A 13422-nucleotide genomic window follows, 5' to 3' on the forward strand; every position below is an offset into this window, starting at 1 on the left:
TCCGGCATCCCAGCCGAGGTTCCGATGGATCCCCTCGAACGCCAGCGGCACATGCTCGAGATCCTGTCCGAGCCCGCCCGTTTTCCCCATCCCGCCGACTCTGTCGAGCGCATCGAGACCCATATCTCGACGGTGCTGCTGGCCGGCGAGCACGCCTACAAGATCAAGAAGCCGCTGAATCTGGGTTTTCTCGATTTCACCGACCTGCGGGCGCGCAGGCGCTACTGCCTGGCCGAACTCGAGATCAACCGCGTGCTGGCGCCGGGGATCTACCTGGATCTCGCGGAGATCCGCGGCACCCCGGATTCGCCGGCGATCGGGGGCGAAGGCCCGACCCTCGAATACGCGGTGCACATGCGCCGTTTCGACCGTGACCGGCAACTCGACCGACTGCTGGACGCGGGACGGCTCCCGGTGTCGGCCATGGACGAACTGGCGCGCAAGGTCGCCCGGTTCCACGAATCGGCCGACCGCGCCGAGGCCTTTGCGGAATACGGAGCGCCGGAGCAGGTGCTGGCCCCGATGCTGGCCAACTTCGCTGCCCTGCGTCCTTCCGCCACCGACCGGCCGGAACGGGCCGAACGCCTGCGCGGGCTCGAGGCCTGGACGCGTGAAACCGCGGCGCGGCACGAGGTGCTGCTCCGTGCGCGGCGGCAGCAGGGGTTCATTCGTGCCTGCCACGGTGACATGCATCTGGGCAACATGGTGTACGCGCAGGACGACACCGGGCGCGAGCGCCTGGCCATCTTCGATGCGATCGAGTTCAGCCCGTCCCTGCGCTGGATCGACGTGGTCTCGGAACTCGCGTTCCTGACCATGGACCTGCACGCACGCGACGCGCCCGCCCATGCGCATCAGGCGCTGAACGTCTACCTCGAACACCGGGACGATTTCGGCGGACTGGCGCTGCTTCCGTTCTATCAGGTCTACCGGGCGCTGGTTCGGGCCAAGGTGCACGCAATCCACGCGCGCGAGGACGACTTGCCGGAGGACGAACGCCGGCATTACGACCGCGAGGTGGAGCGATACCTGGCGCTCGCGGATCACCTGCGCAGTCCGGGCCGCCCTGCCCTGATCCTGATGCACGGGGTATCGGGCAGCGGCAAGACCCGCGTCAGCACCGAGATCCTGCAGCGGCTGGGGGCAATCCGCCTGCGCAGCGACATCGAGCGCAGACGAATGATCGGCGTCTCCGAAGATGTACGGCCGAGTGCGGAACAGCAGGCGGCGCTCTACACGCCGGAAGGAATCCGCCGAGTCTATGAGCACCTGCGCCGGCAGGCCGACCTGCTGTTGGGACAGGGCCAGACGGTGATCGTCGACGCCACCTTCCTGACCCGCGCCCAGCGGGCCCCGTTCGAAGAGCTTGCCCGGGCAAGGGGTATCCCGAGCGCCGTCGTCGCCTGCCAGGCCGATGCGGAAACACTGCGCCGGCGCCTGGCCGCCCGGCAGCGGGCCGCGCGCGACGCCTCCGACGCTGGCATCGCAGTGATGGAACGACAACTCGTCGAGGTCGAACCTCCGGACTCGCCGGAACCCACCGTCGTGAGTTCCCCGGAACAGGAACTGGACTGGAGCGGCCTGAAGCGCCTGCTCGGGCGTAACGGCGCCGCCGCGGGGTGACAACCGCCGGCCCGGGATCTAAGCTCGAAGAAGTGACCGGATCCGGGCGGGGTTGCGAAGCTGCGGGGGCCGGCCGGAACCACGCAGGGCCGCGGAGCCTGAGTGTCGAACCCGCCCACGTGCCCCACGGAGTGCCGTCGATGTTGCCACGCCCATTTCTCACCGCTGCTCTGGGTCTCCTGCTCGTCTGCATTCCCGGGATCGCGTCTGCGGACGCGGTGCTCCGCTTCGTGGACAGCCACGGCGAGCATTCGCAGATGCTGGTAAAGGCCCCGTACGCGCGCATGGATATCGTAAACGGTGGCAGCGGCCACACCGGCTACATGCTGTTCTATGCCGAAGACCGCTCCCTGTATGTGGTCGACGACGGCAGCGGCACCTACATGCCACTGAACGAGGACGTCATCGATGCGCAGAAGCGGGCGATGGACGAGATGATCGACGGCATGCGTTCCCGGATCCAGCAACTGCCGCCCGAGGCGCGCGCCGAGATGGAACGTCAGTTCGGCATCGGCGTGGACGCCGGCCCAGTCGAGGTTTCGGCCCAACCGACCGGGCGTGAGCAGGATCTGAACGGCCTGCGCTGCCAGGAGAAGGAGATCCTGGTCGCGGGCCGGGTGCAGCACGTCGCCTGCGTCGCGGACGCGGAAACACTCGGCCTCTCCCCTGTGGACTTCGAGACGATCAGCGCGCTGATGGAACGACTCTTCGACTTGTCCAAGCGCGCCCTGGATGCCGGCGGCCCGATCGCGATGGCCATGGGCTCGAACGTGATCCCGCGGCTCGACGGGGTACCGCTGACGGTGCGCGATGTCCGCGACGGCGTGACCACCCGGCTGACCGGGATCTCGACCGACCCGATCAGCCCGGAACTCTTCCGCGTTCCGGCGAGCTACCGGGAGCAGGCACCGTTCTAAGCCATGGCCGCCACCGGGCCGATGGGTACGCTTCTACTGTCCCTGGGCCTGCTCGCGGCCTGTGTCGGCAGTCCCGCACCCGGGCCCGCGGACGGCGCAGGCACCCCGTCGACGGACACCGGCCTGGCCCGCTCGGAGGTCGTTCTCGCAGCGCTCGGACACCTGGATGCACCGTACCGCTACGGCGGCCTGGACGCGAGCGGGCTCGACTGCTCCGCGCTGGTGCAGCGCGTCTACCGGCAGGCCGGCGTCGAGCATGTCCCCCGAACGACCTCGGAACAGGCACGTTCCGCCCGCCGAATCCCGCCGGCTCGGGCGCAGCCCGGCGACGTGTTGTTTTTCGCCACGCGCGGGAATCGAATCGACCACGTCGGAGTCTTTATCGGCGAGGGGCGCTTCATCCATGCACCTTCGTCCCGCGGACAGGTGCGGATCGAGCCGCTGGCCTCGAGTTACTGGCAACCCCGCCTGCGCAAGGCGGGGCACTTCTTCGAATGATCCACCACTACAAGGGTGCCACCATGTCACTTCTCCGCTTCGCCATTCCCGCCCTGCTCGGCCTGACCCTAGGCCTGCCGTCCGCGTTCGCCCAGAACCTCGTGATGGAGACCGACGATCGCCACATCTATGCAACCGAGGGGGAATTCTCCTTCTATCGCGAGATGGTCGAGTCGGCGATCACCGACGAGGGCATGGTAATCAACTACGTCGGGCATATCGCCTCGATGCTGGACCGCACCGGGGGCGACCTCGGCACCGGTGAGAGCCTGTACCTGAACGGCGAGTCACTGGAGTTCTGCAGCGCGGTGTACTCACGGCGCATGATGGAGGCCGACCCGCACAGTATCGTGTACTGCCCGTACGTGATCGCGATCTACGAGCTGGCCGCAGAGCCCGGGACGATTTACGTCGGCTATCAGCGCCTGCCGCAGGGCGATGACGAGGCCTCGCAGCAGGCGTTGCAGGACGTCGAGGAACTGATCGACCGTATCGTCAACAACGCACTCGCATTCTGACGCAGTACACCGCGGTCAGCCCGGCCGGCGCGCATGCGCTGGCCGGAATGCAGCCACGCGTGCAGGATCCGTCTCCAGGTAGGGGCCGCCGATCAGGTCCACGCAGTACGGGATCGCAGGGAACACCGCGTCCAGGCACTCCGCGATCGCCGACGGCTTGCCTGGCAGGTTCAGAATCAGCGTGGAAGCCCGGATGCCCGCGGTCTGCCGCGACAGGATCGCGGTGGGCACGTGGCGCAGCGACACCGCCCGCATCTGCTCGCCGAACCCCGGAAGCAGCTTGGCGCAGACGGCCTCGGTCGCCTCCGGCGTCACGTCTCTGGGCGCGGGCCCGGTGCCGCCGGTGGTCACGACCAGGCAGCAGCCGGCCGTGTCGGCGAGTTCCGCCAGCGTCTCTTCCACCCGGGCACACTCATCGGGGATCACGCGCGCGACCGGTTCCCAGGCGGATACGAGCGCCGATTCGAGCCAGGACCGGATCGCCGGCCCTCCCTGGTCCTCGTACTCGCCGCGGCTCGCGCGGTCGGATACGGTCACAATGCCGATCCGGACCGTTACCGACTGCTCCATACGTTAGCTCCTCCGGGAATCCGGTCGCCACCACGATGACGCACAGTATAGGAGAGTTGCACGATTCGGTCCTGGGCAGGCGGAACGCCGGAACAAGCGGTTCTTGAGGCACCGGCCGCGTCGCCGGCGGAGCGGCCCGGGGCCGAGGCCGAACTCCGCATCGCCGCTGCCCCCATCTTGACCCCGGGGGAGGTGGTTACTAGGGTCAGGGGAGAATCCCGCTTTCCATCCCGAGCCATGGCCCAGGAGGAGCGCATCATGTCCGTTCGTGAGAGCCCCTACACTGAAGTGACCGTCGATACCACCGCCCATGCCGTCGAGGGCGCCGACACGTGGTATGTGATCGGACTCTCGGGCATTCCCAGTTCCGACAACCAGGGCCATACCTCGAACGCCGGGTTCGTGACCACCGGCGAGGGCGTGGTCGTTTACGATGCGCTCGGCACCCCGGCTCTCGGCTTCGAACTGATCCGGCGGATCCGCGAGGTAACCGACGAACCGATCCGGTACGTGATCGCTGGCCATTACCACGCCGACCACATCTACGGCCTGCAGGCATTCGCCGATCATACGGATGCCCACATCATCGCGCAGCGTCGGGCCGAGGATTATCTCGACAGCGAGACCGCGCGGCAGCGCCTCGCCCAGCGCCGGGACGTGCTGTTCCCCTGGATCGACGAGGACACCCGCGTGATCCATCCCGACACGTATTTCGATGCCGAGCACCGGTTCAGCCTCGGCAACAAGACCTTCCGGCTGCTACACGCCGGTCCCGCACACTCCCCCGACGACGTGATCATGGTGGTCGAGGAGACCGGCGTCGTGTTCGCGGGCGACATCGTCTTCGACGGGCGCCTGCCGTTCCTGGGCGACGAGGACGTGAACACGGTCAACTGGATCCAGCGGCTGGACATGGTCCAGGAGATGCGTCCGTCGTTCCTCATTCCCGGCCACGGAGAGGCCACCGCGCAGGCCGCCCGCGCGGTCAGCTTCACGCGCGGCTACCTGCAGGATCTGCGTGACCAGATGGGAGCCGCGGTGCAGGATTTCCTGTCGTTCGACGAGGCCTTCGACGGCGCCGACTGGTCCCAGTACCGGGGACTGCCGGCGTTCGACGAGACCCACCGGCGCAATGCCAATGCGGTATTCCTGGAGATCGAGAGCGAGATGTTCTGATCATGCGGGCCAGAACGGCAGGGGCGGGGATGGATCGGGGCCCGACGTTCACGCCTCGCTCCGACCTGTGCGGCCGGGCCGCCGCAGACAGCGCAGCGCCGTGAATGCGCCGCCCCCCGGCAGGGACTGGCCCCGCCGCCGATTCCTCGGCGGCCTGGCTGCAGCGGCCGCGGCAACGGCGCCGCCGGCGATCGCCGCAGCGCCGGATTCCGAGCCCCTGCGCAAGCCCATCCCCCGGAGCGGGGAACATATTCCCGTGATCGGCATGGGCACCTGGATCACCTTCAACGTCGGCCCGGCTCCCGAACTGCGCGCGGCACGCACCGAGGTGCTGAGGACGTTTCTCGCCCGCGGGGGTGGCGTGCTCGATTCGTCGCCAATGTACGGCAGCGCGGAAGTGGTGATCGGACACGCGCTGGAGCGAATCGGCGACCCGGGCGGTCTGTTCTCGGCCACCAAGGTCTGGACCCGGCGCGCGGGACAGGGGCCGGAACAGGTGGCGCGTTCGCGCTCGCTCTGGGGGCTGGAACGCTTCGACCTGCTGCAGGTCCATAACCTGGTGGCCTGGCCGGAGCACCTGCGGACATTGCAGGACGAACGTGAACGCGGCCGCGTGCGCTACCTCGGCGTGACCACTTCCCACGGCCGGCGGCATGACGAACTGGCCCGGATCCTGCGCAACGAACCGATCGATTTCGTCCAACTGACCTACAACATTCTGGACCGTGAATCGGAACAGCGGCTGCTGCCGCTCGCGGCCGACCGCGGCATCGCAGTGATCACCAATCGGCCGTTCCGGCAAAAGGCGCTGATCACCCGTTTCGAGCATCACCCGCTGCCCGATTGGGCCGGCGAAATCGCCTGCGTCAACTGGCCGCAGTTCCTGCTCAAGTTCATCGTCTCGCACCCGGCGGTGACCTGCGCGATCCCGGCGACCACCCGGGTGGATCACGTCGAACACAACATGGGGGCGATGTCGGGGCCGATGCCGGACGCGGCCATGCGCCGGGAGATGGCCGCGTACGTCCGCGGTCTGTGAACCGACGCCGATGCTGCCCTACTCGGCCGAGGTTCTGCATGCCCTCTGGGGCCAGTACAACCATGCGCTCTGGCCGCTGCAGATCCCGTTGCTCGTGTTCACCATCGCGGCCATCGCGCTCGCGCGCCGGCGCGGCGGCGAGCGGGCGTCCCGCGCCATCGGCTGGGTCCTGGTTCTGGGCTGGTCGTGGACTGCGATCGGCTATCACTGGCTCTACTTCACGCAGATCCACTTCGCCGCTCCGACCTACGCAGTGCTGTTCGCGGTCCAGGCGCTGCTACTCGGCTGGTCACTCGCGCTGCGCGGGGGCTGTCGTTTCCGGCTCAGGGCGGATCTCTCCGGGATCGGGGCGCTGGCCCTGGTCGCTTGGGCCATCATCGGCTACCCGACCGCCGACCTGCTGGCCGCCGCTTCATGGCCCGAGTTCCGCCTCGTGGTAGCGGCGCCCGGACCCACCGCCCTGTTCACACTGGGCCTGCTGCTCCTGGTCGAACCACGGATCCCGTTTCACTTGGTCGTGATTCCACTCCTGTGGCTCGCGGTCGACGCACTATCCGGTTGGGCCCTGGGGATACCCTGGGACAGCCTGCCGATGGCCGCAGGTCTGCTCGCAGTCGCACTGATGGTGTTGAAGAACCGCGCCACGCTCGCGGCCCGGAAGACCTGATTCTGCTGCCGACGACGGTCGCCCGCCACCCCTGGGCCGGCCCCGGCAGGCCCGCTCCACGGAAAAACATTATGCAATTGATGTCGTTGCCCCCGCGCTCAGGCGGCTTGCTACCATCTTCCCGGCAATACCCATTACTACGGGCTGACCAATGATGACTCTGGACGAAGTGGTCGAAACCTTCGAACTGCTTGGCGACTGGGACCAGCGCTACCAATACCTGGTGGAACTCGGCCAGAGACTGCCGCCGTTGCCCGAGAACGCGAGGCTCGAGGAAAATCGCGTGAAGGGCTGCATGAGCCAGGTATGGGTGAAGGCCTACCGCGACCCGGACCAAGAGGGCCGCATCCGCTACCATGGCGACTGCGACACGTCCATCATCAAGGGCGTGCTGACGCTATTGATCCAGATCGCGGATGGACGCCGCGTCGAGGCGATCGAGGAACTCGACGTCGACGAATTCTTCGAACGCCTGCGGCTCGGCGATCACCTGTCACCGAACCGGCATGTCGGCGTCTATGCCATCGTGGACCTGATGAAAACCCAGGCACGCGCGCTGGTACAGCAGGCATCGGCCTGAGCCTGCTCCGGATCCCGCCCACTTGCCGAAGCCCGATTCGAATTCGTGCGCCGCAGCGCTTCCGTGCGGCGCGTCTGCGCACCCGGGGAACGAACGCGAGCCTGCGCTACCGGCAACGGATACCGGAGGCGGCCTGACGCACCCAGCGGGAAGAGGAATCGTGAGGGTCCAGTCCGCGGGGATGCCCCAGCTGCGGATCCCGGGTACCCTTGCGGCATGAACTCGCGGGATACGCACACCACCCTGCACCTGCCCCAGCCCGGCTGGCTCCCCGGCTGGCTGGCGCAGCCGCCGCCTGCCCCGGACGACCGTGCCCGCATGACGGAGGTCGTGGCCATCGCGCGCGAGAACGTGGAACGCGGCAGCGGCGGGCCGTTCGCGGCTGCCGTCTATCGGCTGGACGGCACCCAGCGCATCAGTGCAGCGGTAAACACCACCATCGCCAGCCACTGCGCGGCGGCACACGCGGAACTCCAGGCCCTGGCGCTGGCCCAGCAGCGTCTCGGCCGCCATACCCTCGAGCCCCTGCCCTGCGTGCTGTTCAGTTCCAGCGCTCCCTGCACCATGTGTCTCGGGGCGATCGCATGGAGCGGGGTACGCCGGTTCGTGTTCGCGACCGACCGCTGCGATGTCGAGGCGGTCGGCTTCGACGAGGGACCGCCGACGCCCCGCTGGCGCGCCGAACTCGCGCGTCGGGGCATCGAGGTCCGGGGGCCACTGCTCCGCGCCGACGGCCTGGTCGTGCTCCGGCGGTATGTCGAGCGCGGGGGCCCGATCTACAACGGCCAGCCCGGATAGCTGCCGCGATAGCGGCGCCCGCGCAGGGCAGCGCCCCTCCATCAATGCCCCGGTTCTCGGCATCGGGCGATAAACGGGTTCAGCGTTCGCAACGTGCCGGCACCCCGATCACGACGGCCTGACCCGGCCGGGGACGGCCTCCGCCACCATGGCGGTCATCGTCAGGAACCTGCGCTCTTGCGTGCCGGCAGCCGCTCACCTGTGTCCAGCAACAGCTGCAACCCTGGCCACAGCGACTCCATGCGGGTGCGGATCCTCGGCTCGCTGGCGATCGCGAACTCCAGGAAGGTGCGGGCCACCAGCGAAAGCTCCTTGCCCTTCGGGTAGACGAGATACCATTGACGCATCGTGGGGAAGCCCTCGACGTCCAGCACCGCCACGGGCCCGTTGGTGCCCTCCAGAGTCAAACTGTGCAGCGAGAGCACCGAAAGCCCCAGCCCGCCGACGACCGCGTGCTTGATCGCCTCGTTGCTGCCGAGCTCCATCCGCACCTTGGGGCGCAGCCCATGGGCATCGAACGCCTTCAGCGTCGCATCACGGATCCCAGAGCCAGGCTCGCGCAGCAGAAACGGTTCCTCGGCGATACGGGAAAACGGGATCCGCTTCTGCCCGACCAATGGATGATCACGGGGCGCCATCACCACCAGCGGATTGGGCGCCACCGGAAATTCCTCGACTTCGATCTCCTCGCAGGGCGCCTGCCCCATGATGTAGAGATCGTCCTCGTTCGCCAGCATCCCGTCGACGATCCGATCCCGGTTGGTGACCTTCAACGCCACCTCGATGCCCGGATACATGCGGCAGAACTCGCCCAAGATCTCGGAGGCGAAGTACTTGGCGGTCGTGATCACCCCCAGCCGCAGCCGCCCCCGGCGCATCCCCTTCAGGTCCGCCATCTTCATCTCGAGGTTCGCCAGGGTCTCGAACATCCGTCGGCAGGCATCGTAGAGTTCGACGCCGGCCTCGGTGGGCTTCACGTTCCGCCCCACGTGTTCGAACAGCGGCAGACCCATCGCCTCCGACATCTTGCGGATGTGCATGGACACGGTCGGCTGCGTCAGGAACAGTTCCTCGGCCGCACGCGTGAAACTTCCCAGGCGAACGATGGCCTCGAACACCTGGAGTTGCCGGAGCGTGGCATGCCGGATCAGGTAAACCGGCATCGCGCTCGGGGGAATGAGGTGGGGGTCGTTCGGCGGCGGCATGGCCGCTCTTATATCGCCCGCGCGCGATCTTGTCCAGATTCCGGCGCCAATCCCTGTGCGCGGGCCCGAAAACCGGCCCCGGGACGCCGGTCAGCCTGTCGGCCGCGGAGGAGTCACTCCAGCGGCCGCTCGTACTTCTCCGGATGCAGCACCGAGACCTCGGAAACGAACACCGTCAGGTGGTGGCCTTTCTTCATCATGCACTCCAGACCCTCAAGCATTCCCGCCAGCCGCTCCTCGGGCAGGATCACGTGGAACTTGATGTTGGTATCGACATCAAGCATGCTCGACTGCTCGCCACTGGACCCGGCACCACGCGCCCGCACCACGGTATACCCGCTTGCGCCGCGCTTGCGCACGATTTTCGCCAGCCACGCCTCGAGCACATCGGTGGTGATGATGGTGACCAGTTTCTCCGGGTAGAGCGATGGCATCACAGGCCTCCAGGTTTACGCCGCCCCAACGAGTCGGGCCAGATTAAGGTAGAGCGGGATACCGATGATCACATTGAACGGGAAGGTGATGCCCAGTGCCAGGGTCAGGTACAGCGACGGGTTGGCCTCGGGAACCGCCAGCCGCATCGCCGGCGGCACTGCGATATAGGACGCACTGGCGCCGAGCACCGCCACCAGCGTGGTACCACCCAGACCGAACCCGAGCGCCCAGTGCCCGATCACCACGCCGACGACCCCGCCGATCAGGGGCATCACCAGCCCGAACCCGACCATGATCACGCCGACCTTGCGAAACTCCCGGATGCGCCTTGCCGCCTCCATGCCCATTTCCAGCAGGAACAGGCACAGCACTCCCATGAAGATCTCGTTGATGAACGGGAACAGGCTGTCCATCGAACCCGGCGCGGCCACCGCGCCGATCAGCAGCGAGCCGAGCAGCAGCATCACACTGCCGTTGGTCAGCGCCTCGTGCAGCAGCGAGGACATCCCCCCCCGGCCAACCGGATCCTCCGGCGCCGGCTCCGCGGCGTCCTTGCGCCCCATGCGCCGGCGCGTCCACGCCGCCAGCAGCAGGCCGACGATGATCGCGGGCGACTCCATCACCGCCAGCATGATCACCGGGTAACTCTCATAGGCGATGCCGGCGGCATCCAGATAGGCCACGGCGGCCAGAAAGGTTCCCGCGCTGACCGAGCCGTAATGGGCGGCTACCGCGGCGGCGTCCAGCGCACTCACCCTGCGCGTCGCCACCAGCAGGAGGTACCCGATGATCGGCAGCGTGAAGCCCATCACCAGCGCCCAGACTACCGCCTGCATCGCGACGCCGAGATCCGCTCTCCCCAGTTCGTATCCGCCGTGCAGGCCGATCGCGACCAGCAGGTAGATCGACAGCATTTTCGCCATATCCTGCGGGAAGCGCAGGTCCGACTTCACCACCCGGGCAAGAAAGCCCAGAGCGAAAAAGAGTACAGCGGGGATCAGCAGGTTGCTCAGTGCGCCCATGGGAATCTACCAGAGGTATCGTGTGGCCGCGGGACCGCGCGCTGCCGCGCCGCCCGTGCCCGGGGTTCCGCTTCGACCGAACGCCGAACCGACAGCCGCGTGCGTTCTCAATCCGGCCAGACGCGGCGCCCGGCCTGATAGGGGTCCCCCGAACCGGCGCCCGTCTCTGCAGCCGCATCCTTTCCGGACCGTCCGCGAGTTCCAGCGGCCCGCTTCGCCGTTCCGGTGGTCTTCGAACCCTTGCCAGTACCGGACGCCGTTTTGGTCCCTGCCGGCCTCGAATCACCGCCTGCCGGCTGGCCGGTCTCCGCGGAGCCCGCTTTTGCGGACGCCGGTCGAGCACCGGTGCCCGCCGCCTCTGACGCGCCACTGGCGACCCGCGTCGTCTGCGTCGCTGGACCCAACGGATCCTTGGTCTTGTCGGCTTCTGCCATGCTTGCACCTCGCTTGAGCCCTGGGCGCTGCGACCGTGACCCGGGGAATCGGTCTCCGACAACCCGGGCGCTCGCGCCACCCCACGGGCACTCATGTCCTACATCGGGCGTGCCGCCGCGGGCAACAGCGCGTCCATGCGCTCCGCGAAGCGGCGCTGCCGCTCACCGAGTTGCGCTGCGTCCTCGTCGGCATGAATGGTGACATTCAGGTAGGTACGGCCGAATCCCATGTCCGGATACAGCCCCTCCTGCTCCGACAGCTCCGCCACGCGGTCCAGAAACTCGCGCAGCGTTTCGTAATCCGGAAACTCGTAGCGTCGCTCGAGCCGGGCCGGTCGGGCGCGTTCCTTCCATTCACTCATCGCAACCCCCCGGTTCGTTCACCCGCCACGGCCTGCGCCGAAGAACCTTCCAGTTCCTCGATCCAGCGTGCGAGCGCCGTTCCGTGCGCACGCTCCTCCTCCAGGAGGGTCTCGAAGAACATCCGGTTGTCATGGTCCCCCATCCGCGCGCAATGGCGGGTGGCATCGCTGTAGAGCTGGACCAGGGCCAGTTCCAGCTCCTCGTCGTGGAGCAGAAGCTCCCGCAGGCTCCCGCCGAGCCGAACCGGCCTCAGCTGTGACGCATTCGGGGCGACCCCAAGCGCGAGCATGCGACCGATGATCCGGCTGGCATGCTCGGTCTCCTCGGTCGCCTCGGCCTGCAACCGCTCGGACGCCGCCGCAAGCCCCCAGGACGCGGCGAGGCGCGCCTGGGTTGCGTACTGCTGCACCGCCGAGAACTCGAGACTGAGCGCACGGCCCAGATACCCGAGCACCCTAGGGTCCGCGTTAGCGAAAAACATGACGACGGATCAGTCCGTGCATGGCGCGTCGGTGGAAGCGTTCCGCGTCCATCAGCTCCGCTGCGGCTGGTTACCGGCCAGGGCGCCTTCCCCGCCGAGCACCGGCTCCACTTCCCGATGCGGACGGGCAATGATATGTGCCGCGACCAGCCCGTCGCCCACACGCTCGCAGGCATCGGCGCCGGCTCTTACCGCCGCATTCACTGCGCCGGTTTCCCCGCGCACGAGGACTGTGACGTACCCGCCCCCGACGAACTCCCGGGCGATCAGCCGAACCTCGGCGGCCTTGGTCATCGCGTCCGCGGCCTCGATAGCGGGCACCAGGCCCCGGGTCTCGATCATTCCCAGCGCGATGCCGTAGGTTTCGTTGGCCATGGTGTGATTCTCCTTGCAGATAAAGTGTTCGGGCCCAGGGTATTACTTGTCGCTCGACGGGCCACCGGTGGGCAGCACGGGCTCCACCTCGCGGTGCGGACGGGCGATGATGTGCGCTGCAACCAGCCCGTCGCCGACGCGCTCGCAGGCGTCCGCGCCGGCACGCACCGCGGCGTTCACCGCACCCGTCTCGCCGCGGACCAGCACGGTCACGTAGCCGCCACCGACGAACTCGCGCCCGATCAGCCGCACCTCGGCGGCCTTGGTCATGGCGTCCGCCGCCTCAATGGCAGGCACCAGCCCACGCGTTTCGATCATGCCCAGTGCGATACCGTAACTTTCGTTTGCCATTACCCAATCTCCGTCGTCAGATGTGTCATCTCAATTGCATTCCCGTGGGCCCGATAGCCCCCGGGTCAGGGATTACCCAGAATCGGTTCCAGTTCGCGGTGCGGGCGGGCGATGATGTGTGCCGCCACCAGCCCGTCGCCCACGCGCTCGCAGGCGTCCGCGCCGGCACGGACCGCGGCGTTCACCGCGCCCGTCTCGCCGCGGACCAGCACGGTCACGTAGCCGCCACCCACAAACTCGCGCCCGATCAGGCGCACCTCGGCGGCCTTGGTCATGGCGTCCGCCGCCTCGATGGCGGGCACCAGCCCCCGGGTCTCGATCATCCCCAGCGCGATGCCGTGGGTCTCGTTTGCCATGTCTGTTTCTCCTG

The 13422-nt window shown here is 67.7% G+C and carries 18 protein-coding genes; 9 read left to right on the plus strand and 9 right to left on the minus strand.

Annotated elements, in window-relative coordinates; all coding sequences use genetic code 11:
* Positions 1-24: 24 nt before the first annotated feature.
* The 4 genes from TVNIR_RS14005 to TVNIR_RS14020 all read left to right on the plus strand — a co-directional run bounded on the left by TVNIR_RS14005 (position 25) and on the right by TVNIR_RS14020 (position 3556).
* Positions 25-1623: a bifunctional aminoglycoside phosphotransferase/ATP-binding protein gene (locus TVNIR_RS14005; RefSeq protein ID WP_043739780.1), complete on the plus strand. Its 1599-nt coding sequence runs from the start codon at positions 25-27 to the stop codon at positions 1621-1623.
* Positions 1624-1763: 140 nt separating this feature from the next.
* Entirely contained in the window at positions 1764-2540 is a 777-nt protein-coding gene (locus tag TVNIR_RS14010) for a hypothetical protein (RefSeq protein ID WP_015259714.1), read from the plus strand.
* Between the two features lie 3 nt (positions 2541-2543).
* On the plus strand, positions 2544-3038 hold the full coding sequence (locus tag TVNIR_RS14015; RefSeq protein WP_015259715.1) for a C40 family peptidase: 495 nt from the start codon (positions 2544-2546) through the stop codon (positions 3036-3038).
* 23 nt (positions 3039-3061) lie between these two features.
* The gene (locus tag TVNIR_RS14020) at positions 3062-3556 is read left to right on the plus strand and encodes a DUF302 domain-containing protein (protein ID WP_157092283.1); all 495 of its coding nucleotides are present in this window, start codon (positions 3062-3064) and stop codon (positions 3554-3556) included.
* 15 nt (positions 3557-3571) lie between these two features.
* Here TVNIR_RS14020 and mog read toward each other — a convergent pair whose 3' ends face one another.
* Positions 3572-4126, minus strand: coding sequence for a molybdopterin adenylyltransferase (gene mog, locus TVNIR_RS14025; protein WP_015259717.1), 555 nt, complete (start codon positions 4124-4126; stop codon positions 3572-3574).
* Between the two features lie 258 nt (positions 4127-4384).
* On the opposite strand from mog, the gene TVNIR_RS14030 reads away from it, so the two are divergent.
* The 5 genes from TVNIR_RS14030 (at position 4385) to TVNIR_RS14050 (ending at position 8386) form a co-directional block, all read left to right on the plus strand.
* Entirely contained in the window at positions 4385-5302 is a 918-nt protein-coding gene (locus TVNIR_RS14030) for an MBL fold metallo-hydrolase (protein WP_015259718.1), read from the plus strand.
* 154 nt (positions 5303-5456) lie between these two features.
* Positions 5457-6341: an aldo/keto reductase gene (locus tag TVNIR_RS14035; RefSeq protein ID WP_043740717.1), complete on the plus strand. Its 885-nt coding sequence runs from the start codon at positions 5457-5459 to the stop codon at positions 6339-6341.
* A gap of 10 nt (positions 6342-6351) precedes the next feature.
* Positions 6352-7008, plus strand: a complete 657-nt coding sequence (locus TVNIR_RS14040) for a DUF6064 family protein (protein ID WP_015259720.1) — start codon at positions 6352-6354, stop codon at positions 7006-7008.
* A gap of 151 nt (positions 7009-7159) precedes the next feature.
* A complete protein-coding gene (locus TVNIR_RS14045; RefSeq protein WP_015259721.1) occupies positions 7160-7588 on the plus strand; it encodes a SufE family protein in 429 nt (142 codons plus the stop codon).
* Between the two features lie 216 nt (positions 7589-7804).
* Positions 7805-8386, plus strand: a complete 582-nt coding sequence (locus TVNIR_RS14050; protein WP_015259722.1) for a nucleoside deaminase — start codon at positions 7805-7807, stop codon at positions 8384-8386.
* 161 nt (positions 8387-8547) lie between these two features.
* Here the strand turns inward: TVNIR_RS14050 and TVNIR_RS14055 are convergent, their stop codons facing one another.
* From TVNIR_RS14055 to TVNIR_RS14090, 8 genes are all read right to left on the minus strand, one after another.
* Entirely contained in the window at positions 8548-9564 is a 1017-nt protein-coding gene (locus tag TVNIR_RS14055; RefSeq protein ID WP_237251820.1) for a LysR family transcriptional regulator, read from the minus strand.
* A gap of 140 nt (positions 9565-9704) precedes the next feature.
* Positions 9705-10025, minus strand: a complete 321-nt coding sequence (locus tag TVNIR_RS14060) for a P-II family nitrogen regulator (RefSeq protein WP_015259724.1) — start codon at positions 10023-10025, stop codon at positions 9705-9707.
* Between the two features lie 15 nt (positions 10026-10040).
* Positions 10041-11048 carry a sodium-dependent bicarbonate transport family permease gene (locus TVNIR_RS14065; protein ID WP_015259725.1) on the minus strand — a complete coding sequence of 336 codons (1008 nt, stop codon included), beginning with the start codon at positions 11046-11048 and terminating at the stop codon, positions 10041-10043.
* Positions 11049-11580: 532 nt separating this feature from the next.
* A complete protein-coding gene (locus TVNIR_RS14070; protein WP_015259726.1) occupies positions 11581-11844 on the minus strand; it encodes a 4a-hydroxytetrahydrobiopterin dehydratase in 264 nt (87 codons plus the stop codon).
* Positions 11841-12326 (minus strand): ferritin-like domain-containing protein, encoded by a 486-nt coding sequence (locus TVNIR_RS14075; protein WP_043739781.1) that lies wholly within the window; start codon positions 12324-12326, stop codon positions 11841-11843. Before TVNIR_RS14075 ends, TVNIR_RS14070 begins: the two co-directional genes overlap by 4 nt.
* 51 nt (positions 12327-12377) lie before the next feature.
* Complete coding sequence (locus tag TVNIR_RS14080) at positions 12378-12701, minus strand: BMC domain-containing protein (RefSeq protein ID WP_015259728.1); 324 nt, start codon at positions 12699-12701, stop codon at positions 12378-12380.
* 42 nt (positions 12702-12743) lie between these two features.
* Positions 12744-13052 carry a BMC domain-containing protein gene (locus TVNIR_RS14085; RefSeq protein WP_015259729.1) on the minus strand — a complete coding sequence of 103 codons (309 nt, stop codon included), beginning with the start codon at positions 13050-13052 and terminating at the stop codon, positions 12744-12746.
* Positions 13053-13117: 65 nt separating this feature from the next.
* Positions 13118-13408: a BMC domain-containing protein gene (locus tag TVNIR_RS14090; protein WP_015259730.1), complete on the minus strand. Its 291-nt coding sequence runs from the start codon at positions 13406-13408 to the stop codon at positions 13118-13120.
* Positions 13409-13422: the final 14 nt, after the last annotated feature.

The organism is Thioalkalivibrio nitratireducens DSM 14787 (assembly GCF_000321415.2).
In the GTDB taxonomy this organism is placed as follows: Bacteria; Pseudomonadota; Gammaproteobacteria; order Ectothiorhodospirales; family Ectothiorhodospiraceae; genus Thioalkalivibrio; species Thioalkalivibrio nitratireducens.

Excerpts from the sequence above, each read along its gene's own strand:
- TVNIR_RS14005 (WP_043739780.1), top strand. The coding sequence starts at position 25 with ATGGATCCCCTCGAACGCCAGCGGCACATGCTCGAGATCCTGTCCGAG.
- TVNIR_RS14010 (WP_015259714.1), top strand. The coding sequence starts at position 1,764 with ATGTTGCCACGCCCATTTCTCACCGCTGCTCTGGGTCTCCTGCTCGTC.
- TVNIR_RS14015 (WP_015259715.1), top strand. The coding sequence starts at position 2,544 with ATGGCCGCCACCGGGCCGATGGGTACGCTTCTACTGTCCCTGGGCCTG.
- TVNIR_RS14020 (WP_157092283.1), top strand. The coding sequence starts at position 3,062 with ATGTCACTTCTCCGCTTCGCCATTCCCGCCCTGCTCGGCCTGACCCTA.
- mog (WP_015259717.1), bottom strand. The coding sequence starts at position 4,126 with ATGGAGCAGTCGGTAACGGTCCGGATCGGCATTGTGACCGTATCCGAC.
- TVNIR_RS14030 (WP_015259718.1), top strand. The coding sequence starts at position 4,385 with ATGTCCGTTCGTGAGAGCCCCTACACTGAAGTGACCGTCGATACCACC.
- TVNIR_RS14040 (WP_015259720.1), top strand. The coding sequence starts at position 6,352 with ATGCTGCCCTACTCGGCCGAGGTTCTGCATGCCCTCTGGGGCCAGTAC.
- TVNIR_RS14045 (WP_015259721.1), top strand. The coding sequence starts at position 7,160 with ATGATGACTCTGGACGAAGTGGTCGAAACCTTCGAACTGCTTGGCGAC.
- TVNIR_RS14050 (WP_015259722.1), top strand. The coding sequence starts at position 7,805 with ATGAACTCGCGGGATACGCACACCACCCTGCACCTGCCCCAGCCCGGC.
- TVNIR_RS14060 (WP_015259724.1), bottom strand. The coding sequence starts at position 10,025 with ATGCCATCGCTCTACCCGGAGAAACTGGTCACCATCATCACCACCGAT.
- TVNIR_RS14065 (WP_015259725.1), bottom strand. The coding sequence starts at position 11,048 with ATGGGCGCACTGAGCAACCTGCTGATCCCCGCTGTACTCTTTTTCGCT.
- TVNIR_RS14070 (WP_015259726.1), bottom strand. The coding sequence starts at position 11,844 with ATGAGTGAATGGAAGGAACGCGCCCGACCGGCCCGGCTCGAGCGACGC.
- TVNIR_RS14075 (WP_043739781.1), bottom strand. The coding sequence starts at position 12,326 with ATGTTTTTCGCTAACGCGGACCCTAGGGTGCTCGGGTATCTGGGCCGT.
- TVNIR_RS14080 (WP_015259728.1), bottom strand. The coding sequence starts at position 12,701 with ATGGCCAACGAAACCTACGGCATCGCGCTGGGAATGATCGAGACCCGG.
- TVNIR_RS14085 (WP_015259729.1), bottom strand. The coding sequence starts at position 13,052 with ATGGCAAACGAAAGTTACGGTATCGCACTGGGCATGATCGAAACGCGT.
- TVNIR_RS14090 (WP_015259730.1), bottom strand. The coding sequence starts at position 13,408 with ATGGCAAACGAGACCCACGGCATCGCGCTGGGGATGATCGAGACCCGG.